The sequence below is a fragment of the Pseudoalteromonas sp. NJ631 genome (genome assembly GCF_000276645.1).
Classification (GTDB): domain Bacteria; phylum Pseudomonadota; class Gammaproteobacteria; order Enterobacterales; family Alteromonadaceae; genus Pseudoalteromonas; species Pseudoalteromonas piscicida.
Map to the genome: position 1 here is coordinate 114592 of NZ_AKXJ01000002.1, position 21197 is coordinate 135788.

Annotated in this window: 19 protein-coding genes; 13 read left to right on the forward strand and 6 right to left on the reverse strand. The window is 42.9% G+C overall.

What is annotated here, in order from left to right; genetic code table 11:
• Positions 1-373 precede the first annotated feature (373 nt).
• Together A587_RS0105035 and A587_RS0105040 are read left to right on the forward strand one after the other, a co-directional pair.
• On the forward strand, positions 374-742 hold the full coding sequence (locus A587_RS0105035; RefSeq protein WP_017216675.1) for a hypothetical protein: 369 nt from the start codon (positions 374-376) through the stop codon (positions 740-742).
• A gap of 37 nt (positions 743-779) precedes the next feature.
• Positions 780-1151 (forward strand): hypothetical protein, encoded by a 372-nt coding sequence (locus A587_RS0105040; RefSeq protein WP_017216676.1) that lies wholly within the window; start codon positions 780-782, stop codon positions 1149-1151.
• A gap of 51 nt (positions 1152-1202) precedes the next feature.
• On the opposite strand, the gene A587_RS0105045 is transcribed toward A587_RS0105040, so the two are convergent.
• From A587_RS0105045 to A587_RS0105055, 3 genes are all read right to left on the reverse strand, one after another.
• Complete coding sequence (locus tag A587_RS0105045; RefSeq protein WP_017216677.1) at positions 1203-2174, reverse strand: carbohydrate kinase family protein; 972 nt, start codon at positions 2172-2174, stop codon at positions 1203-1205.
• 15 nt (positions 2175-2189) lie between these two features.
• On the reverse strand, positions 2190-4580 hold the full coding sequence (locus A587_RS0105050) for a TonB-dependent receptor domain-containing protein (RefSeq protein WP_017216678.1): 2391 nt from the start codon (positions 4578-4580) through the stop codon (positions 2190-2192).
• Between the two features lie 183 nt (positions 4581-4763).
• Positions 4764-5990, reverse strand: coding sequence for an MFS transporter (locus A587_RS0105055; protein ID WP_017216679.1), 1227 nt, complete (start codon positions 5988-5990; stop codon positions 4764-4766).
• Between the two features lie 186 nt (positions 5991-6176).
• Here A587_RS0105055 and gtfA point away from each other — a divergent pair, with 186 nt between their 5' ends.
• The 4 genes from gtfA (at position 6177) to arsJ (ending at position 10843) form a co-directional block, all read left to right on the forward strand.
• On the forward strand, positions 6177-7646 hold the full coding sequence (gene gtfA / locus A587_RS0105060; protein WP_017216680.1) for a sucrose phosphorylase: 1470 nt from the start codon (positions 6177-6179) through the stop codon (positions 7644-7646).
• Between the two features lie 191 nt (positions 7647-7837).
• On the forward strand, positions 7838-8599 hold the full coding sequence (locus A587_RS0105065; protein ID WP_232288018.1) for a metalloregulator ArsR/SmtB family transcription factor: 762 nt from the start codon (positions 7838-7840) through the stop codon (positions 8597-8599).
• Between the two features lie 21 nt (positions 8600-8620).
• Positions 8621-9631: an ArsJ-associated glyceraldehyde-3-phosphate dehydrogenase gene (locus A587_RS0105070; RefSeq protein ID WP_017216682.1), complete on the forward strand. Its 1011-nt coding sequence runs from the start codon at positions 8621-8623 to the stop codon at positions 9629-9631.
• 6 nt (positions 9632-9637) lie between these two features.
• Positions 9638-10843, forward strand: a complete 1206-nt coding sequence (gene arsJ / locus A587_RS0105075) for an organoarsenical effux MFS transporter ArsJ (RefSeq protein WP_017216683.1) — start codon at positions 9638-9640, stop codon at positions 10841-10843.
• Positions 10844-10857: 14 nt separating this feature from the next.
• Here arsJ and A587_RS0105080 read toward each other — a convergent pair whose 3' ends face one another.
• Positions 10858-11889: a LacI family DNA-binding transcriptional regulator gene (locus tag A587_RS0105080; RefSeq protein ID WP_017216684.1), complete on the reverse strand. Its 1032-nt coding sequence runs from the start codon at positions 11887-11889 to the stop codon at positions 10858-10860.
• Positions 11890-12060: 171 nt separating this feature from the next.
• On the opposite strand from A587_RS0105080, the gene A587_RS0105085 reads away from it, so the two are divergent.
• The 7 genes from A587_RS0105085 (at position 12061) to A587_RS0105115 (ending at position 19514) form a co-directional block, all read left to right on the forward strand.
• The gene (locus tag A587_RS0105085) at positions 12061-12288 is read left to right on the forward strand and encodes a FeoA family protein (protein WP_010605304.1); all 228 of its coding nucleotides are present in this window, start codon (positions 12061-12063) and stop codon (positions 12286-12288) included.
• An 18-nt stretch (positions 12289-12306) separates the two neighbouring features.
• The gene (gene feoB, locus A587_RS0105090; RefSeq protein WP_017216685.1) at positions 12307-14391 is read left to right on the forward strand and encodes a ferrous iron transport protein B; all 2085 of its coding nucleotides are present in this window, start codon (positions 12307-12309) and stop codon (positions 14389-14391) included.
• A 265-nt stretch (positions 14392-14656) separates the two neighbouring features.
• Positions 14657-15085 (forward strand): GNAT family N-acetyltransferase, encoded by a 429-nt coding sequence (locus A587_RS0105095; protein WP_017216686.1) that lies wholly within the window; start codon positions 14657-14659, stop codon positions 15083-15085.
• Positions 15086-15190: 105 nt separating this feature from the next.
• On the forward strand, positions 15191-17044 hold the full coding sequence (locus A587_RS0105100) for a monovalent cation:proton antiporter-2 (CPA2) family protein (RefSeq protein WP_017216687.1): 1854 nt from the start codon (positions 15191-15193) through the stop codon (positions 17042-17044).
• Between the two features lie 25 nt (positions 17045-17069).
• Complete coding sequence (locus tag A587_RS0105105; protein ID WP_017216688.1) at positions 17070-17969, forward strand: LysR family transcriptional regulator; 900 nt, start codon at positions 17070-17072, stop codon at positions 17967-17969.
• An 83-nt stretch (positions 17970-18052) separates the two neighbouring features.
• A complete protein-coding gene (locus A587_RS0105110) occupies positions 18053-18742 on the forward strand; it encodes a pirin family protein (protein WP_017216689.1) in 690 nt (229 codons plus the stop codon).
• A gap of 34 nt (positions 18743-18776) precedes the next feature.
• On the forward strand, positions 18777-19514 hold the full coding sequence (locus A587_RS0105115; RefSeq protein ID WP_017216690.1) for a sulfite exporter TauE/SafE family protein: 738 nt from the start codon (positions 18777-18779) through the stop codon (positions 19512-19514).
• Positions 19515-19576: 62 nt separating this feature from the next.
• Here A587_RS0105115 and A587_RS0105120 read toward each other — a convergent pair whose 3' ends face one another.
• Positions 19577-20011 (reverse strand): hemerythrin domain-containing protein, encoded by a 435-nt coding sequence (locus A587_RS0105120; protein ID WP_010373198.1) that lies wholly within the window; start codon positions 20009-20011, stop codon positions 19577-19579.
• Positions 20012-20293: 282 nt separating this feature from the next.
• On the reverse strand, positions 20294-20821 hold the full coding sequence (locus A587_RS0105125) for a hypothetical protein (RefSeq protein WP_017216691.1): 528 nt from the start codon (positions 20819-20821) through the stop codon (positions 20294-20296).
• Between the last annotated feature and the right edge of the window lie 376 nt (positions 20822-21197).

Here is a 21197-nt window from a genome sequence, read left to right on the forward strand (position 1 = left end):
CGAGCGTAGCAGAAATAGACCATTCGAAAAAAGCGATGATAACAATCATTATAATGTGATTTTAATTTATGATTATTCACATAGAATGACCCGTGTATTCACACTTACATCCCTTCATTGTTTTACCCATGATGTGTTTGGCCGCCGCTGCGGCCTTTTTTATTTAGTCTATTATTTCGATAATTTCCATAGCTTGTCCCTTCACTGTTTATATCACTTCTCATGAACTTGACCGATTTAATGCATACTGAACTTTTTGTGAATTTTATGTTTTATATGAGTTAAAACAATTGAATTTTTTATTTTTATTGTGTAGTTTGATTTTTAACCAAGTTTTCTTGGTTGTTAACATAATAAATATAAGGAGAGCAAGATGAAACAAAAAATAGCTAAGATACTTGCAGCTATTGCATTAGTTGGTACCTGCGGTGCTGGCGCAACGGAGTTGAATTGCGACCTACAAGTGAAAAGAGGTGGTAACGTCATCGGTAACGGACAAACCTGCTTTGGTATGGACTTCTCATTTGGCAACTCGACAACAGGTAAGTTTTACTTAACGAATATCAGCAAACCAATTAATAAAGTGATTTGGAATGGTGATGCTAGCTGTTCTGGGGGGGTTGAATGTGGACTCACGGTTTATGCATATCAAACACATACAGCAACGGCGACTATTTTATACAAAGATGGCACATACGAAGAAACGAATGTATCACGTATCTCCTATGAAACTGGTCACTAAAAATTACTTAACTAATTATTAATTAAAGGAAATAATAATGAAATCAACATTAATTGCTTCAGTATTGGTTGTACTAGGTGGTCTGTCGTTTAGTTCTCAAGCTGCTGACTTAAGATGCTCTCTCAATGTTAAGTCGGGTGGTAATGTATCGGGTAATGGCACTAGCTATTGTTCAGGAATTGATTTTTCTTTCGGTAATTCAACTTCTGGTAAATTCTATATCGCAAATGCCACTAAAGCGATTAGCAAAGTAATTTGGAATGGTGATGCGAGTTGCAGCGGTGGTACAACGTGTAACATGACCATTCGTGCTTATCGTCAGTACAATGCGACTGCAACAATTCTTTATACTGATGGTACATACGAGACGACAAACTCTGCTCATATTGACTATGAAACAGGTTTCTAAGCCTCGATTTTTATAATAAAACAGCGGGAAAACCTTTTCCCGCTTTAGGTATTAACCCAACAAAGCCTCAGGGTTGAAGGAAGAAAACCGTTCAGACACATCTATAAGCGTTGGCATAAAGGGCATGACACCTTTGTGTTCACAGGTAAACGCACCGCATTTCACGGCAAAGCTAAGTGCCTTTTTTACGGTTGGGAAGTTTTGCGATAGTGTATCTTTTGAGATCCCATGTTGGCTGAGTTGAAATAGAAACCCTGCTATTAAGCTATCCCCAGCGCCGGTTGTATCAACCGCATCAATAGTAGGAGAGGCGACGGAATAAAAGTCGTTAGCTGTTAATACGCTGCAAGGGTTTGGCCCATCGCTTGAGATGACCGCTTGTACGCCGACACTAAGTAACCAATCTAAATAGCTAGCCTCCCTCATGTTCTTTTCTTCAGCGAGATATCTCAGCTCATCTTTACTCATTTTTAATATGTCGACATAGGGGTAGCAAGTCTCTATACGTTCGGATAAGCAAGATAAGTCCTGCCATAGATTCAAGCGCAGGTTAACATCAAATGAAATTAATTGATTATGAGCAGCAGCAGACTTTAATAACGCCATGGTGGTACTTGTAACTTCTGCATCGGTAAGCGTGTTTGAGCAAAAATGAAATATCCCGTGATCTGGCCATTGCAAATGCTCAAAATCTTTTGGGCGGATTGCGATATCTGCGGTATTGTCGCGGTAAAACGAAAAGCTCCGTTCTCCTTGAGCGTCTAAGTGGACGATGGCCAAGGCGGTTTGCGCTCCACTTATGGATACACAATATTCAGTTCCAACAGCATATAGTGCCAACGTTGATTTTAATTGCAGCGAAAAGGGATCTTCAGCGAAGCCTCCCACAAATCGAGCACTGCCACCAAGTTTAGCAAAGCCTACCGCCACATTCGCTGGAGCGCCGCCAGCAATAGGCTTAAGGCTACCGTCGCCCGTAGGTAACAAATCGATAAGCATCTCGCCAAAACATGTTAATTGCATAACTACTACCTCTAATTAGAAACGGTATTTTAAAGTGACAGACGTAGTTCTGCCGTTAATACTGCGAGCGCGAATAATATTGTTAGTTGGAATTACACCTTCCTCGGATTCTGTTAATCCAGAGGTATCAAAGAGGTTGTTTACGTTTAACGCGATATTGAAGCGTTCAGTCAGATCATAACTTGCAAACGCGTTGACCTGAGTGTAACCGTCAAATTTTAACTCGTTGTTGTCTTGTGCGTACGCGTCGGTGGTGCCGATGAGGCTTAAACCGATAGCACCTTGATCGAAGTTATATTTAGCCAATAGGGAATAAACAAAGTCAGCTTGCCGTCTTGGCGTGTTACCTTCGAGTTCGGGAGTGAGTGCATCTTTTGCGATTTCAGCATCGGTCCACGTCAAACTACCTCGTAAGTCGAAGGAGCCAATAAAATAGACACCTTCAAGTTCAATACCTTGTGCTTCGTATTGCCTGTCAAAGAACTTTTGGCTGGTTGCCTCAAAGTTTTGCTCTTCTGTTTCAGCGTAAAATAAAGTTGCAAATAGACGACCTTGTTCAAACTTTTGTTTGAGACCAAATTCGTATTGTGTCACTTCATCCACAGTATCTTCATCAGCTACACTGCCATCAATATTCACTTTACCGAACAATAGTCTATCTGCATTTGCACGACCGCCCTCACTGAATCTGCCGAATATGGCACTGTCTGAGGTCATCTGATAGTTTGCGCCGACAGAGTAACTTGTGTAGCTCCAATCGTAATTAACTACATTGGGGTTAGCGAGATCGATGGCTGCAGCTTGCTCCTCTGGCTTTGAAATAGTGCCATCACGGTTGATGTCTACACGAGAAGTTACAGCACCTGCAAATGTACCTGTCGCTTTACCTGAATCATGACGTACACTCGCATCAACTGAAATATCGCCGAGCTTTGTTGAAAAGGCGATATATGGGGCTCGAGTATCGTATTCAGTGTCGTAGTTGCGCTGACAGCAATTTCCCCAATAGGGCGTACCGTAGGCATATAATCCGTTTTCAGAGTATACAGTGCCGTCCGCAGCGGCAACGTTGACAAGCGCTGCGTTATCCCCTTTAACCTCGAGCAAGTATGAATTCCATAACCAAGACATATTGATATTTTGCGATGACATGAAGTAGCCGAAGGTGAGTGACGTGTCAGTACCAAATGATTTGGTGAGCTTTAGATCATTCATGATGTTGTCGAAATCATTCATTTCCACTTCAAAGGTATGAACGCGCATTAGTAGTGCTTGATTGAACGCTTGATCCGCTTTTGGTCCGTTGGCAAAGGTGAGTGTTGCACCTGTACCGGCTATGCTCTCTGCAATTGCTTGGCTATTAGCGACCTCAGCAGGGAAAGGCGACATAAATGTGCCTGAGATACTCGATTTTCTGGATCTGTTTTCGATTTGCCAGTCATTGCCTAGATCGAAATTTGCTTCAAAGCCGATACTATCAACAACAGGGTGCATTCCGTCTCGCATATCTCCTTGACGAATTTGATTATTACCACCTAAGCCTTGCGTGGCGGTGAAATAAACAGAGTGAGGGGTATCTGACAGTACATCAAAGCCGTCGATGGAGTCGCCATTAGAATACATTGGCATAGGAAGGTAGCCCGCTGTTTTATCATCAAGGTGTTTTACATATAAACGAACGTAGCCACTTTCAAATTCCTTGGTGATATTGGCTTTGAGTTGACCGCCTTTATTTGCGGTATAGCCGGTGTCACGCGGGCCTTCACCTTGTCGCACAAAGCCACCAATATGAAATTTTATGTCGTCACTTAGATAACTCCCGTACTCAAAGTCCGTTCTAAACTCGTCATAATCTAAACCAAACGTGGTGGCAACACTGCCTGACTCATTTTCACCCGTTTTTGAAATCAAGTTAATAATGCCTCCGGGAGCGTCGCTGGCGGCAGTCGAAGCCGAGCCACCTCTAATGGACTCGATTGACTCCACGGTATTATCAAGGCGCATAAAAATATCGGCGTTACCAAAAGCAATGTCACCAAATTGCAGAATCGGCAAGCCATCTTCTTGTAGCTGTAAAAATTTAGCGCCACCGGATGCAACAGGAAGACCACGTACAGCAATATTTGCATTACCTTCACCACCGGTTGATTCGGACCTTACACCTGGAATTAGTTTGAATGCTTCAGCGGTAGTTCTGGGGGTTGCAACAGAGATTTGCTCCAGCCCTATACTGCTAACAGAAACACTCGATTCCATAATGGTTGTTCGCTTTGGTACACCCGTTACGACTATTTTCTCGAAGCCATCGACAGGCTTTGTGTGTGCTTTTTCTTCAGCGGCCGCCGAGTGAGAGATTGCAAGCGTGAGTGCGCTGAGTGTAAATAGGGTGGTTTTGATTGTTGTCATCATTTGCCTCTTGTTATCGTTGTCAAACTCGTGCGGTCTATTAAAAATAAACTTAATCGATTAAGTTTATTTTTAGCACAATTTAATTTGGTTGCAATTAAAAATTAATCAATAATTCAAACAAAATTTTAATGCTTTGGTTTTTATGAATTTTAACCCGTGAAAAATTTGTGGTTGGAGGGGTTACACTCGCTGCAACTTAGCGTTTTTGCTCAATGGTAAGCGGGCAGGGTCCTTTAACCAGTTGTACAACATGGCCGCAAAGAGTAAAAATGCAAACCCAGTCGCAAGTACAAAGCCATAGCTAACATGGCCAAAGTAATCGCTCACCATGCCCATCAGAAGTGGTGCTAGCGCAGCAGAAAGCGCGGTGAAGAACAACATCACACCAGCAACAGAGCCATGCTGAGCTTTGTCAAAACAAGAGATCCCTTTTGAGTTTAATGTTGGGTAAATCATAGACATAAATAAACCACTTAGCGGGAGCGTATAGATAGCGGCATTAACACCATAAAGATAAGTTAAAAAATAGCATACAAATATAGCAAAGCTCAGCGTTAGCATTACGCTTTGCCAACGATACTTAGCGAGTAACCATACAGCCATAAAGCGACCTATTGCACGTAAAATAAAAAAGATGGTGAGCGCATAAGTTGCAAGCCAAGTTAAATCACCTTGGTAATCCTGTAATAAAGTGGGCATCCAGACATAAATTGCGACTTCAGTTGCAACGTAGAGTGCTATGGCGAGGGAAAAGCCAAGTGCATATTTGTTCTTGAGCATCGCTGCCGTGTGAGATAGGCCTGCATTGTTTTGTGCATGAGCGGTATTAAACTTGGGAAACTCAGTGTTTAAAGTCACGATACTGAGTATTAAGCATAGCCCACCAGCAAGCACATAAAGATAGGTCCAACTCACCCCCTGTATCAATAGATAACTGACAATTGCAGGGCCAATTATCGCGCCGATGGCAAAGAAGCCTTCGACTTTATTCATGGTTTGAGTATGTTCTTGTGCGCCGTCAGAAATGTCACCTAGAAGGGCGAGGGCACCTGTTTTAAATAGGCCAATGGCTAATCCAATAACACATAAAAGCATTAAAAACATGGTGAAAGTTTCACCCAGTGCGAACAGAAAACATGCGGATGAAAATAGTATAAGGCCGATTAACACCGTGAGCTTACGGCCTATTTTATCTGCCAAAAACCCTAAACATAAGCCGCTAAAGGCAATTAAAATCATTGGCGCATAGTGAAAGGCGCTGGCCTGGGTCATGCTAAGTTGATATTCGCTGATCAGTGTTGGAATGATCACGCCAACGGCGTCTGATGTCATCGCAAACATCAAAAACATCATATAAGTTAACCAGCGCAATGTGTTGAGCTGAGTGTGATTCGACTTGCTGCTCATTGTTCACCTCTTGAAGGGCTTTGTTATGTAGCTGGTCTACTTCTTTACATAAGACTGAGTGTAATACTAATCTGCATTAAGCGAATTATTTTTAGTAGAACGCTACGATAAAACTTGATTATTGTTTGTTCATGATTAAAGATATAACTTAATCGATTAAGTCTCAACTTTTTTAATGAGTAAATTATGAAAAACCAAGTTCAGTTGATCACGTATGCTGATCGCCTGTCTGGCGGCGGCCTTGCACAATTAAATACGTTACTAACGGGCCCGTTAGCTGGACTATTTGGTGGTGTCCACATTTTGCCTTTTTACTATCCAATTGATGGTAGTGACGCAGGTTTCGACCCGATTAATCATGCTAAAGTCGACGAACGATTGGGCGATTGGCAACATATTAAGTTGATTGCCAAGCACTGTGAGGTAATGGCGGATCTTATCGTTAACCATGTGTCAGGAGAGTCTGCGGAATTTGCAGATGTGTTGGCTCATGGCCAAAAGTCACCGTTTTGGTCGATGTTTTTAAAAGAGAAAGATGTCTTTCCTGATGGGATTACGCAAGCACAAGCGCAAGCAATTTATCGTCCGAGGCCAGGAAGTTGCTTTTCTAAAAAGGCGTTAGCGAGTGGCGAAGTTGTGGATTTTTGGACCACTTTTACTGATAACCAAATTGATATTAATGTTGAATCAGAAGCGGGGCGCGCTTATTTAGAAAAAGTCTTAACATTGTTTGCAGACAGTGGAGTGAAAATTATTCGACTAGATGCCGCAGGATATGCAATCAAACGCGCAAATACCAGCTGTTTTATGACTGATGAGGCCTTTGCTTTTATCAATCAATTATCTAAGCGCGCCAATGAGCTTGGCATGGAAACCATTGCCGAAATTCACAGTTATTACAAAACTCAAGTAGAGGTTGCCAGCAAAGTCGACCGTGTTTATGACTTTGCGCTCCCTCCGCTTATTTTACACAGTTTATTCAATAAAGATTTCTCGGCTTTAGCCAAGTGGTTGGATATTGCGCCGCGTAACTGTCTAACCGTGCTGGATACTCATGACGGAATTGGCATTATTGATGCCGGGCCTGAAGGGGATAAACCAGGGTTACTCGATGCTAATCAAATTGATGCTTTGGTTGAGCAAATCCATAGCAACAGTAAAGGCCAAAGTCGCAAGGCAACCGGCGCTGCAGCGAGCAATGTTGACTTGTATCAAGTCAATTGCAGTTATTATGAAGCCTTAGGGAAGCATGATTTTTATTATTTGGTAGCAAGAGCAATTCAGTTCTTTTGCCCTGGAGTACCACAAGTTTATTACGGTGGCCTATTGGCTATGGAAAATGACATGGTGCTCCTAGAAAAAAGTAATGTTGGACGCGATATCAACCGACCTTATTTGGATGTAGCGATGGTGGAAACCGCACTCGATAAACCTGTCGTGAAAGGTCTGCAAACACTAATTAAACTGCGTAATACTAGTTGTGCATTTGATGGCAATTTTGCATTAACATGCAAAGGCTCAGATCTGGTTATAACTTGGGAGGGCAATAATGCCCAAGCGGAGTTGCGAGTTGATCTCGCAAAAGATGAAGCCGTGATTAAGATTTCTGAAAACGCCATAGAACAGGACTATAACATTCAATCACTGCTTTCCTAACCATATCTAGGAACCAAAATTGCGCGTAGAAAGCTGGCTTTAAATACCTCAACATCGATTAAGTCAATTATTCTCGGTAGCGGCTCGCAATCTTAGGTGAGCTGCTATGTATAGATAAATATCAATAAAGCGTAATTGACATAGCGAATTAGCTATATAACAATAAAGTTATATAATTAATTTGTTATGCAATGATGAAGATACTTTTTCTTTGTTCTGGAAACTCAACGCGGTCAATTTTAGCGCAGGCGCTAGCTAACTTTCATGGTGGTTCGGATGTTCATGCTTATAGTGCAGGCACTAAGCCGAGCACTGTGAATGCGACTACGCTGTCAATGCTACGCCGTTTAGGGATTAATACGGACAATCTGTACAGTAAACACCTCAATGAGTATAAGGACGAACACTTTGATGTGGTGGTAACCTTATGCTCTGAAGTCCAATATGAATGCGAAGGTAAACTGCAAGGAGAACATGTCCTTGCGTGGGATATTGCGAGTCCAGCTGAGCGAAATCGCAATAATGCTTATGAGCAAACCTTGTTCGACATCAATGAACAAGTTATTTCCCTACTACGCGAAGGTAAGCCACAACATACGCTACTTACACCCTTGCAATTTTATAAATCCTTAGCGGATGAGATCCGCTTAAAAACGCTTGCCATGTTGATGGTGGAAGGTGAGCTATGTGTTTGCGAGCTAATGGCTGCGCTTGAACAAGATAGCCAACCCAAGGTGTCACGGCATTTGGCGCAGCTAAAGAAGGCTGGAATTCTATGTGATCGCAAGCAAAAACAATGGGTATTTTATTCTATAAATCCAACGCTACCGCCATGGATGAAGGCGGTGATAAACGCCACGGTTATGCATCAACCAGATTATATAAAAGCTGAGTTAGTGAGGCTAAATGCGATGGGCGAAAGGCCAACACGTATGGCAACTTGCTGTAACTAATAATTAGATTTTGGAGTTCTTATGACGATTAAAGTAGGGATCAATGGTTTTGGTCGAATGGGGCGTTTGGCGCTTCGCGCTAGCTTTGACTGGCCTGAAATCGAGTTTGTACAAATTAACGATCCTGCGGGCAATGCAGAAACCCTAGCACACTTGCTAGAGTTTGATTCTGTTCATGGTAAATGGCATCACAGTGTGTCTTTTCAAGGTGAACAGATCCAAATAGGTGAAACTGTGTTGTCGGTGACTCAAAACAAAGAAATTGCGCAAACCGACTGGTCTCAATGTGACGTCGTGATTGAAGCATCCGGCAAAATGAAAACCAAAGCTTTGCTGCAACAGTATTTAGATCAAGGCGTTAAGCGTGTTGTTGTTACGGCGCCGGTAAAAGAAGAAGGCGTATTGAATATTGTGATGGGAGTGAATGACCATCTATACGACGACATGCCCCACCAAATCGTTACAGCCGCTTCTTGTACCACAAACTGCTTAGCGCCAGTCGTAAAAGTATTGCAACAAAATATCGGCATAAAACATGGTTCGATGACAACTATTCATGACATCACCAATACGCAAACCATTTTGGATGCGCCACATAAGGATTTACGCCGCGCGCGGGCCTGTGGCATGAGTTTAATTCCGACAACAACGGGTTCAGCGACTGCTATTACCCATATCTTTCCAGAATTAAAAGGTAAGCTAAATGGTCACGCTGTTCGTGTTCCGTTAGCAAATGCTTCATTAACAGACTGCGTGTTCGAGGTCGAGCGGCCAACTACAGTGGAAGAGATTAACCACTGGATGGCGCAAGCTGCTGCTACTGAGCTTAAGGGTATTTTAGGTTATGAACCAAGACCATTAGTTTCTATTGACTATAAAACAGATCCTCGCTCTAGCATCGTCGATGCATTATCTACAATGGTAGTTAATGGTACTCAGGTTAAGTTGTACGTGTGGTACGACAATGAGTGGGGCTATGCAAATCGTACCGCGGAATTAGTACGTAAAGTCGGATTGTCGTTAGGCGAATAAAACACTATGCAGCTGCGCAATATACCCCAAGATATCAAGCAGTACCTCATTGTGACAGGCAACTATTGGGCGTTTACCTTAACGGATGGTGCGCTCAGAATGTTGGTGGTGCTTTATTTTCATCAATTGGGTTATAACCCGCTTGAAATTGCCATGCTATTTCTCTTTTATGAAATTTTTGGTGTTGTCACCAATTTAATTGGAGGATGGCTTGGCGCACGCATTGGCTTAAACCGCACCATGAATATTGGGTTAGGCATACAAATAGTGGCATTATTGATGTTGGTAGCACCAACGCACTGGCTCACCGTGCCTTATGTTATGGCAGCGCAGGCGCTCTCAGGTATTGCCAAAGATCTCAATAAAATGAGTGCCAAAAGTGCGATAAAGGCCATCGTAAAATCGGGTGAAGAAGGGACCTTGTTTAAGTGGGTAGCAATACTTACCGGCTCTAAAAATGCGCTAAAAGGCGTCGGATTTTTTCTTGGCGGGTTGTTGCTTACCTTACTTGGCTTTGCCGGCGCGATGTGGTTGATGGCAATCATGTTGCTATTAGTGTGGCTATTTAGCCTTATCAGCTTAAAAAGCGATTTAGGCAAGGCTAAAAGCAAACCCAAATTTAGCGATGTATTTTCAAAAAGCCGAGCAATTAATATGCTATCTGCCGCGCGATTGTTTTTATTTGCCGCACGGGATGTTTGGTTTGTGGTTGCGCTTCCTGTCTTTTTATCGCAGCAGTTCGGTTGGGATCATTGGTGGGTTGGTGGCTTTATGGCTACTTGGGTCATCGGTTATGGCATCGTGCAATCAACAACTCCTAGATTTATTAGTCGTGATACGTTTGCATCAACACCAAGTAAAGTCAGCGGATGGGCGTTGTATTTAGCGGCTATTCCGCTGTTGATTGCTATCTCACTTCAAGCGCAGCTCTGGACAAGCTTAGCCGTAGTAGGTGGACTTTTTCTCTTTGGTATTGTGTTTGCTATCAATTCATCTCTTCACAGCTATCTTATTGTGAGTTTGGCTGATAGTGATGGAGTGTCACTTGATGTGGGCTTCTATTATATGGCGAACGCTATCGGGCGATTACTCGGTACAGTACTGTCAGGTTGGATCTTTTTGGAGTATGGCTTAGCGGCTTGTTTAGTGGTATCAAGTGTGATGTTGTTGTTGGCAGGGAGCATTTCCTGCCGAATACCTAGGCGCGTCTAATTGATAGGGGGCAATTAACAGCTTTGCCCCATTTTTAAGGTATAGCCAAGCATTACTTTAGCATCGCTTTTATCCAAGAAGAGTTTGGCTGCTTCTCGGCCTTTTTCTTCACTATTTTGATGAATGGTAGTTAGGCTGGGGCTAAAGCGTAGCGCTTCATCAACGCCATCAAAACCAATGACTTTAAGCTCCTGCGGTATCTTTACACCAAGTTTTTTGGCTTCTCTTAACAGCGGTAGTGCAATTAAGTCACTCATACACAGTACGGTATTAGGCCTTGGTGAGAGGTTAAGTAGTTCTTTTGCGGCTATATTTGCAAACCTTTCGCTGCTTTCAGGAATATTCCACACTCTGTCTTCGCCAAGTGTTAACCCACGCTCTTCAATGGCTTTGAGATATCCGCTATAACGCTGATGCGCAATAGAGGTCTCTATGTCTGTTAGGTTCTGCTCGTATACGCGGCATAGCAAATCAGTGTCTAATAATCTCAAACCAAAAATAGCAACATCACTATTGTCGTTTAGTGCTTTACTCGCTACATCAAAGGCGGCTTGTTGGTTGTCGATATTAATACTGGCATGCGCGGGCAAATCAAAGTCAACTGTCACAACCTGTTTGCTAACATTCGCAAGATGCTCAATTAACTTGGGATTACGCGGGCGGCCATAACAAATTAAGCCGTCGACGAAATCGACAATGTCTCCGACATTATCTGCGGTGCCTGAGAACAGTAGTAGGTTAATATGCTGAGCTTCTAAAACGCTTGCAACTCCTCGCATAAAGCTACTTGCAACGGGATCTGATACCATATATTCAACGCTATCGGGTAGTACCAGCGCGACAATGTTAAACGAGCCCTTACGCAGCGATTGGGCTGCCTTGTTAGGTCCAAAATAACCCAATTCTTTACAGGCTTTTAAAATTTCTTCTCGTTTGGATTTAGAAAGTTGATCTGGTCTGTTAAAAGCATTCGATACAGTTGCATTTGACACGCCTAATTCCGCCGCAATGCTTTTGAGCGTCCATTTTTTTTTGTCGTTACTCATTGGCAGGACCCCTTAATACAGTCAGGCATATGGCAATGGTTTAGTTCATCTTAACTAGTAAACACCTTAAATAACAAGCAATAATAGATTATTGTCGCAATCTAGTTTAAAGAAAATAGTCAATGAGGTATGATGCGCCCATACTTTTATTGCAAATTGTTCTCATAATCAATGACATTAGATAAACTTTCCAAAAATAGCGCAGCGACCATCACTTCTCTTACCCATCCAGATACTGCGTTACTGAGTCGAATAATGGCACTTGGAATTATTCCTGGTGAGCAAATAGAAGTCATTAACGTCGCCCCACTTGGATGCCCGATGCAAGTGAAAATTGGCGACACCTTTGTGAGCGTGCGTAAGGCCGATGCACAGTTCGTTGAAATTGAAGTTTTATAAGTTATTAAGGGCTCACGTATGAAAATTGCGTTAGTGGGCAACCCGAACTGCGGGAAAACCACATTATTTAACCGCCTGACCGGCTCTAAACAAAAAGTAGGGAACTGGCCAGGGGTAACTGTCGAGAAAAAATTCGGCTATTTTGCTTTAGAAAACACAAACGTAGAATTGGTAGATTTGCCCGGGCTCTATAGCATGGAACAAATTGAGCCAAGTCAAGATGAACAAATCGCGTGTGACTTCCTAAAGCAAAATGAAGCTGATGTCATCATTAACATCGTGGATGCCGCTAACTTACAGCGAAATCTAGTATTAACTTCTCAGCTGAAAGAATTAGGCAAACCTATTCTCGTTGTTGCAAATATGGTTGATGTCGCAACACAGCGTGGGAGAAAGTTAGATTTAAAAAGACTCTCTGAACAGTTAGGGTTACCTGTAGTGCCATTCCACGGTGCTAAAGGTACAGGGCAAGAAGCGTTGTTGGAACAACTCGCACAGATCACTCGGTTTCCAAAAGCACCTGTGATGGAAAACACCGAAAGCACTAGCAGCGATCCACTCGAAAAAGCGGTTGCTCGTCACCGAGCAGTGAAAAAGTTGGCTGATGGCGTAAGTATCATTACGCCAAAACGTGCAGATACGACAGAAACGCTTGATAAAATTGTGCTCAACCGCTGGCTTGGCGTGCCTATTTTCTTAGCCATGATGTATTTAATGTTTACTATTGCGGTTAATGTTGGTGCTGTATTTATCGACTTTTTTGACATCGCCGTGGGTGCCTTACTCATCGATGGTGTCAAAATCTTGCTGGCAGATATTGGCGCACCTCAATGGCTGGGCGTGTTATTGGCTGATGGTTTTGGTGCGGGTATTCAATTAGTGGCGACCTTCATCCCTGTTATTGCGGTGCTGTATCTGTGCTTATCCATTTTGGAAGACAGTGGTTATCTTTCTCGGGCCGCGTTTGTTATTGACCGTTTGATGTCATCCATTGGTCTACCTGGCAATGCTTTTGTACCTTTGCTTGTTGGATTCGGCTGTAATGTACCTGCGGTTATGGCGTCAAGAACGATGGGTCGAGAGTCCGATAGATTACTGACGATTATTATGGCGCCATTTATGTCTTGCGGCGCACGTTTGACGGTATATGCGTTATTTGCTGCGGCTTTCTTTCCAACGAACGGAGCCAATGTTGTTTTTGGTCTGTATTTACTTGGCATAGTGGTTGCGGTAGGTTCTGGCTTTTTATTTAGAAAGCAAGTATTCAAAACGCAAAAATTACCCTCGTTTACCGAGATGCCAGCATATCATATGCCAATTTGGCGCAATATATTCATTACTACTTGGCAGCGCCTGAGCGGCTTTATCAAACGTGCTGGTAAAACAATTGTCATGGTGGTTATTTTACTCAGTGCATTAAACTCGATTGGTACCGACGGCTCGTTTGGCAATGAGAATACAGATAAGTCACTTTTGGCGAAGGCTGCACAAGTGGTCACGCCAATCTTCGAGCCAATTGGGTTAAAAGAGGAAAACTGGCCTGCTACGGTTGGTGTTGTGACTGGTATGTTTGCCAAAGAAGCTATTGTCGGTACTTTAGATGCGCTTTATACCGGTGTCGAAGAAGAAGGTGGAGAGTTTTCATTGTTGGTTTCGTTAAAAGAAGCGTTGATGACCATAGTAGACAATAGTAAAGATCTTATCGCAAACCTTGGTGATCCATTAGGACTTAACGAATTAGAGTCAGGCGCTGAAAGTGGCACTGCGCTACTTACTGCAATGGCCGCGAAATTTAATGGTCAAATCGGTGCATTTAGTTATCTTGTCTTTATCTTACTTTATACGCCTTGTGTAGCGGTATTAGGTGCAATTAAACGTGAATCTGGCGGTAAGTGGATGTGGCTTGTTATTGGCTGGACGACCTCAATTGCTTATATCATGGCGACTTTAGTTTACCAAGCTAGTCAGTTAAGCACCTCGCCAACGAGTGCCTCGCTTTGGATTATAGCGATGTTGTTGTTTGGATTTGCATGGTGGAAAGGGTTATCCAGACTGGGTAATAAACTTAACCAACCACCAACCTATCAGATAAATTTAGGTTAGTTATTCAAAAGCTTGGTTAATTACGGCGCTTAGAGCGCCGTTTTTTATGTTTTGGTATCAAGCAAAAAAAAGCAGTGTTAACTGAGTCAACACTGCCAACAACTCTAAATCAATCAAGGGGAGTCTTCGTTAAGGAGATTACGCCGCTTTATTGACGGAAGGGTGACGCAATAATGAAAGATTTATGACTGTGAAAATTTCACTTTGCTTCTAGCTTAAAATCACTTAATTTTTAGCTCTATTCTTGCTGTTAACCGGGACAATAATGATAACCACTGATACTCCTCTAATTTTACGCCATCTTGATACTATCCATGCGCTGATCTCTAATTCTTATTGGGCAAAACAAATGCCTAAAGTATTGCTAGAAAAAGCCATTCAAAATAGTCTGAGCTTCATGTATTTGGATGATAAAGGCGAGTTTCAGGGTTTTTGTCGCGTGATAACCGACTATGCCACCTTTGCCTATCTTGCCGACGTGATAGTTGAGGAAAGTGCCAGAGGTAAAGGGGTAGGCAAAGCGGTTGTTCAAGCCGTGGTTGACCATCCAGAGCTACAAGGCTTAAGGCGATTTATGCTGGCAACGTTTGATGCACATACTCTATATGAAAAATTCGGCTTTGCAGCGGTGCCAGATCCAAGTATTTTGATGCAGATCTGCCACCCCACTATATATTCGGATTTACAAGATTAATTGCGGGTTTTTAGTCACTTAGATTTTGTTTTTTAGAACGAAGACTGGATAAATGCACTTACCCTGAACATAATAAAGACGATAACAACAACAGGTATCTTTATTATGTTACTGCTCGCGACTATCTATTTGGCTGCTGCGATATTGGCGGTGCCAATCGCTAAACGGCTAGGGCTTGGCTCTGTGCTTGGATATTTATTAGCAGGGATTCTAATTGGTCCTCATCTTCTTCATCTTGTGGGGGAGCAAACTGACGTCATGCACTTTGCCGAGTTTGGCGTGGTGATGATGCTATTCTTAGTCGGGCTTGAGTTACAACCCAAAAGGCTCTGGACGATGCGCCGCTCTATAGTTGGTCTCGGTGGCTTACAAGTGGTTATAACAACGGCTGTACTCTATTTCGCGATTGATTTAGCGCTTGGCTTTTTGTGGCAGCAATCATTAGCCATCGCGTTAATGTTGGCACTGTCTTCTACCGCCATTGCACTGCAAACCTTAAATGAAAAAGGCTTGATTAAACAATCTGGCGGTCAAAATGCGTTTTCGGTGTTGTTATTTCAAGATATAGCCGTGATCCCCATTCTCGCGATTATGCCGTTGTTAGCATTTAGTGATTTGGCTGTGAGTGATGGCCACGGCAATTTGTTACACGCTTTTCCGACTTACCTCCAAGTGATTATCTCTGTTTTTGTGATTTTGGCTATCATCGCCGCTGGGCATTATGTCGCCGCGCCGTTATTTAGATATATTGCCAGCACTCGAATGCGCGAACTATTTACTGTAGTGGCGCTATTTATCGTTATCGCAACCGCGTTATTGATGCAAAGTATCGGTTTATCCCCTGCGCTTGGAACATTTCTCGCGGGTGTTGTTCTCGCGGAAAGTGAATTTCGCCATGAATTAGAAGCCGATATTGAACCGTTTAAAGGGTTACTACTCGGCCTCTTTTTCATGACAGTCGGCGCATCAATCGACTTTTCCTTATTGGCACAAAAATGGTCGTTTATTTTAGCGTCAGTGGTGCTATTAATGGGGTTAAAGGCGGCTATTTTATATTTGTTGGCAAAGGCGTTTTCATTACATAAGCGAGCGACATGGTTATTTACCGCAGCCCTGTGTCAAGGCGGGGAGTTTGCGTTTGTACTACTTTCTGTTACTGGCAGTTTAGCAATCTTAACTCCAGAGCAAGTCGCGTTAGTTACACTGGTTGTTGCGGTATCTATGCTCGGATCACCCCTCATTTTTATTCTTTATGACAAAATAGTTGAACGCCAAGCCAATACTACTCAAGAACAAGATAGCTTAGAGACGATGGAAGCGACACAAAACGTTATTGTGGTCGGCTACGGGCGTTTTGGCCAAGTGATAGGACGTTTGCTTCATGCGCAGGGTTATCATTTATCGATTTTGGATCACAGCCCAAGTCAAATTGAATTACTCCGTCGCTTTGGCAGTCAAGTGTTCTATGGCGATGGTGCACGATTAGATTTGCTCGAAGCCGCAGGGGCTCACGAAGCGCAAATGCTGGTCGTAGCGATTGATGAACCAGATAAAACCCTCGAAATCGTCAGGTTAGCGCAACAACACTTCCCTAATCTAAAACTTGTTGTCCGTGCGACCGACCGTCGTCATGCCTACCAACTAATAAAATTGGGTGTCACTGTCTTTGAGCGAGAAACTTTTGTCTCTGCTGTGAAGCTAGGTGAGCAGGCGCTTAAGTTATTGGGCCATAGTGAAGAAGATGTCGCACGAGCGGGTTACCTCTTTACCAAACACGATGTTGAATCTATGCACATGCTCGCCGATGTGTGGGGAGACGATGAAAGCTATGGTATTGCGATCCGTCAGCGTATGGCTGACCTCAAACAGGTACTTCAGGCGGACGAAAAAGCGCAAGAAGATCTTAATACCTGCCATGGTGAAAATTGTGAAGATAAACCACCAGCCATAGAACAATAACGTATAAATATTAGGTTAAATCAGTATGTTGAGAGTGACATTAGAACAGTGGCGGATGTTTAGAGCCGTTGTTGAATATGGTGGCTTTAATCAAGCTGCTAAAGAAGTACATAAAAGCCAGTCAAGTATCCACACTGCGGTCCATAAAATTGAGGAAGGCCTTGGTGTTAAGCTTTTTAGAGTCGAAGGGCGAAGAACCCTGTTAACCGAAGCGGGCGAAATGATGCTGCGCCGTGCCAATTATCTCTTGGAAGAAGCGGCAAAAGTGGAAGCGGTAGGGCAGACGCTGGGCGAGGGGGTCGAGAGTCAATTGCGTATAGCGGTCGATGAAATTTTCCCACAGCAGGTACTCTATAAGGTGCTAGAAAATACATCTGCACAATACCCTTTATTGCGTGTTGAGCTGGTTGAGTCAGTATTAACAGGCGCATCTGAACTTTTGCAAAATACTGACGTAGACATCGCTATCTCGCCGGTGACTTTACAAGACGGGTTCAGTGAAGAATTGTGCCAAATTGAGTTTGTTGCAGTGGCAAATCCCAATCACGCATTACATCAATTTGGTCGCGCGCTTACATTCGAAGACTTAAAATCCCATCGCCAAATCGTAGTGAGAGACTCTGCAATCTCGCGTAAAAAAGATGAAGGTTGGTTGGGGGCGCATCAACGTTGGACGGTGAGCCATATGACAACCTCGATAGATATGATAGCGCAAGGCTTAGGATTTGCTTGGTTACCTATTCCGGCTATCAAAACGCAACTAGATTCTGGCGTCTTGAAACCACTACCACTATCGCAACATAGTCAGCGTAAAGCACAGCTTCATCTTATTTTTAAAGATGGTGACAGGCTTGGGCCCGCAGCGCGCGCATTTATTGGTGAGTTAAGATATCGGTGCATGCAGCTGGAAGATTCTGTTGAGTAGAATGATTGATGTTAGATTATCAAATTTTATTCGTTTCAAACAGGTAATAGACTAAGGTCATCAACATGCGTTTGGAACGAAACATGCGATATATTCGAAAAGCACAGAATAGAGGTAAAGCAGATTTTGGTTGGTTGCAAAGCCAACATAGTTTCTCATTTGGTCGATATTATGATCCCGCCCACATGGGATTTGGTAATCTTAGGGTGATCAATGATGACACAGTGCTTGGTGGTCATGGCTTTGATACTCATGGTCACCGAGATATGGAAATTATTTCCTATGTCATTGACGGTGAATTAGCACATCAAGATAGTATGGGTAATCAGTTTACTTTGGCGGCAGGTGAAGTTCAGAGAATGAGCGCAGGCAGTGGCATTCTTCATTCAGAATATAATGCTTCAAAGACAGCGCCTGCACATTTTTTACAAATTTGGATAGAGCCAAAGTTTAAAGGCATAACGCCGAGTTATGAACAAATTCAAATTAAACAAAGTAGTGCACTTACGCCCATCGTTACGCCTACAGGCGCACAGGGTACTCTGAGTATCAATGCAGAAGCTGAAATACACCGCTTGCAGCTACATCAAGGTCAACAGATTGAGCTGAATGCGCACGCGCAAAAAGCCTATTTGCACATTGTTGGCGGCGAAGCGACGCTTGATGGTGAGGCATTTCAGCAAGGAGATGGTATCGGCCTGAATGCCGGTGACAACATGCAGGTTACGGCAGTAACAGATGTTGAAGCGCTGTGGTTTTTATTACTTAATTAATAAATTTAGCGCCTAAAATTAAAGGAATAGAAGAATGACAGAACCAATACAACTTGCAGTAATTGCCCTTGTCGTTCTGCTAAGTGGTATTTCAAAGTCTGGCTTTGCAGGCGCGTTAGGGGCGTTTTCTGTTCCAATTTTGATGATGGTGTTGAACCCAAGGGACGCCATTGCGTTGATGCTTCCGCTACTTATCGTCGCGGACGTTTTTAGCCTGAAGAGCTATTGGCGGTTATGGAATGTGCCAGAATTAAAGCGGTTATTGCCAGGTACACTAGTCGGGATAGCTTTAGCTACGCTTTTTCTTCAAGGCGTCAGTGAGTTTTGGCTGACGGTTGTGATTGCAGCGATGAGCATAATATTTGCGCTTAAAAGCTTACTGATTAAAAATACACCTGAAAGTGTTGGGCACTTAAGGTTACTGGCCGCGAGCACCTCTACCGCTGCTGGTATCTCCACGACCTTAATTCATGCTGGCGGCCCACCACTCATGGTGTATTTTAACGCTCGAAAATTGGAGCCAACGGCTTATATCGCGACGGTTGCGGTACTATTTGCGCTGATGAATGTGATTAAGTTGGCGACCTTCTCTGCAACTGGGTTGTTACAGTGGCAACATGTGCTGCTTGCTATTTGTTTTACACCTTTAGCGTTGCTAGGTAATAGACTCGGTGTGCACCTTGCAAAACGCTTACCTAAAAAGCAATTTTTGCTGGTGATGAACGGACTACTGCTCATGCTTGGACTGGTATTAATTGGTAAATTGTTGTGATGGTATCGGCTTACCAACATTCAGCAAAATAAATGCCCACAAGATGTTGTGGGCATAGAAAACTATAACTGCTCTTCCATCTCTTTTTGATACTCATCTGCAAGTTGCGACTTTTCACTTTTATCAAGTACCTTACCCGCACGCTGGAAAAACGCTTGCTCTTCGTCGGCCAAGTGATGCTCAACTTTGTCTTTGAGCTTTTTCAATTTAGTAAGCCAACTAGGGTCGGAAAACTCCGTATTATCCAGTGCCTCAATTAACTCATCAATTTCATGGTGCTCCGCGATACCGTGGCGAGAGTCTTCGATCGTCATATCGCTGTCCATGAGAGGGGCGTAAAAGTACCTTTCTTCTGCGATGGCATGCGCTTCTAGCGCGTCTTTCAACTCTTTATAGTATTTTTCGCGGACCTTTGAATCACCAGACGTGTCTGCCAACATATTCAATAGGGCGCGTTGATGATCGTGATCTTGCTTTATTGCATTAAAAATTTCCATGTAGGTTACCTCTTATTCTAGGGCCTGTTGACCTTTCAAGTTTGTTTTTGCAGCAGTTTGATTGGTATTTATACAAGGCAGAGCCTGCGTAGCATAGTTATTCTATGTAAGTTAGGCGATAACACAGTAGAAATTCCAATCAAGCGCTGCCCTTTGGGTTCCCCTGAGTGCGCTTTGTTCATTGTTGCTCAACTTTTGCCTAGATTACTAGGCGGCAAGTCGAGCGTCGCGATCAAAACACACTCAGGAGAACAAAAATCAAACAGCAAAGGTCAGCAGGCCCTAGTTTAAAACGTCTGCGTTGGTGCTGTTTTTAAAAAACGACATGAGTTTGCTGCGATGCGCCTCATTATTCGTTTTAATGATAAGCAGCCACTTGCCCTCTGCGATTTTATTCATCACCGCCTGATTAAACGCATCTTTGTCCGGACGCAAAGAAATAAGGCCTGAAGCAAATAGCCCTAAAAATAAGCCGGGGCTTAATAAAGCGATAAACGTTAAGTAAGGGTTAGCTTGTGTGAAAGCCGGTCCATAACTTACCAATAGCCCTGCGATGAGAAAGCCTAATATCACCCCCATGCTGCCAAGGTATAAATGCCAATTAAGCATGTTTCTGGCAAGACGGCTTTCGCTTTTAGGTTCAAGTCTTTTGTCGGCATCTTTGTCATACGGATTAACCAGTTGTAGATGCTCATGTTGAACAAGGTGGCTATTTAACAATTCATTTTGCAATTCTTCTGCGGCTGCTTTCCCTGTTAGAACGGCCCCAACTCTATGATCTGCGTAGGATAATATTTCAAAAGTATCCATTACTCCTCCTAATTTCGTTGCAGCTTGTAATTATTCAAACTGCAAGTGTTATACCGAGAGAGTAAGATTTCTAATGTATTGAATTTTATTAATAATTTTAAATTCTATATGTTGTTGGGTTGAACAAATGAAGCACAAACAAGAAAGAATTACCGAGTAGTTACTACATGTTTTGATACAACATAATGATTGTAAAGTTAGTTTAGGGAAGAAATTGGCATATTTACTCATATCGTATCAAAAAATTTACAAAGATGTGTTTTGTTACTTAATTCAAGATATTAAGCCTGGGTCTATTTTTTAAACAAATGCATGAAAGCATTGCATAAATATTTAAAGTAAATTAAATATTATTAAAATGTTAACTTTGGGGTTT

Coding starts and splice junctions, on each gene's coding strand:
- A587_RS0105035 (WP_017216675.1), top strand. CDS start 374: ATGAAACAAAAAATAGCTAAGATACTTGCAGCTATTGCATTAGTTGGT.
- A587_RS0105040 (WP_017216676.1), top strand. CDS start 780: ATGAAATCAACATTAATTGCTTCAGTATTGGTTGTACTAGGTGGTCTG.
- A587_RS0105045 (WP_017216677.1), bottom strand. CDS start 2,174: ATGCAATTAACATGTTTTGGCGAGATGCTTATCGATTTGTTACCTACG.
- A587_RS0105050 (WP_017216678.1), bottom strand. CDS start 4,580: ATGACAACAATCAAAACCACCCTATTTACACTCAGCGCACTCACGCTT.
- A587_RS0105055 (WP_017216679.1), bottom strand. CDS start 5,990: ATGAGCAGCAAGTCGAATCACACTCAGCTCAACACATTGCGCTGGTTA.
- gtfA (WP_017216680.1), top strand. CDS start 6,177: ATGAAAAACCAAGTTCAGTTGATCACGTATGCTGATCGCCTGTCTGGC.
- A587_RS0105065 (WP_232288018.1), top strand. CDS start 7,838: ATGATGAAGATACTTTTTCTTTGTTCTGGAAACTCAACGCGGTCAATT.
- A587_RS0105070 (WP_017216682.1), top strand. CDS start 8,621: ATGACGATTAAAGTAGGGATCAATGGTTTTGGTCGAATGGGGCGTTTG.
- arsJ (WP_017216683.1), top strand. CDS start 9,638: ATGCAGCTGCGCAATATACCCCAAGATATCAAGCAGTACCTCATTGTG.
- A587_RS0105080 (WP_017216684.1), bottom strand. CDS start 11,889: ATGAGTAACGACAAAAAAAAATGGACGCTCAAAAGCATTGCGGCGGAA.
- A587_RS0105085 (WP_010605304.1), top strand. CDS start 12,061: ATGACATTAGATAAACTTTCCAAAAATAGCGCAGCGACCATCACTTCT.
- feoB (WP_017216685.1), top strand. CDS start 12,307: ATGAAAATTGCGTTAGTGGGCAACCCGAACTGCGGGAAAACCACATTA.
- A587_RS0105095 (WP_017216686.1), top strand. CDS start 14,657: ATGATAACCACTGATACTCCTCTAATTTTACGCCATCTTGATACTATC.
- A587_RS0105100 (WP_017216687.1), top strand. CDS start 15,191: ATGTTACTGCTCGCGACTATCTATTTGGCTGCTGCGATATTGGCGGTG.
- A587_RS0105105 (WP_017216688.1), top strand. CDS start 17,070: ATGTTGAGAGTGACATTAGAACAGTGGCGGATGTTTAGAGCCGTTGTT.
- A587_RS0105110 (WP_017216689.1), top strand. CDS start 18,053: ATGCGATATATTCGAAAAGCACAGAATAGAGGTAAAGCAGATTTTGGT.
- A587_RS0105115 (WP_017216690.1), top strand. CDS start 18,777: ATGACAGAACCAATACAACTTGCAGTAATTGCCCTTGTCGTTCTGCTA.
- A587_RS0105120 (WP_010373198.1), bottom strand. CDS start 20,011: ATGGAAATTTTTAATGCAATAAAGCAAGATCACGATCATCAACGCGCC.
- A587_RS0105125 (WP_017216691.1), bottom strand. CDS start 20,821: ATGGATACTTTTGAAATATTATCCTACGCAGATCATAGAGTTGGGGCC.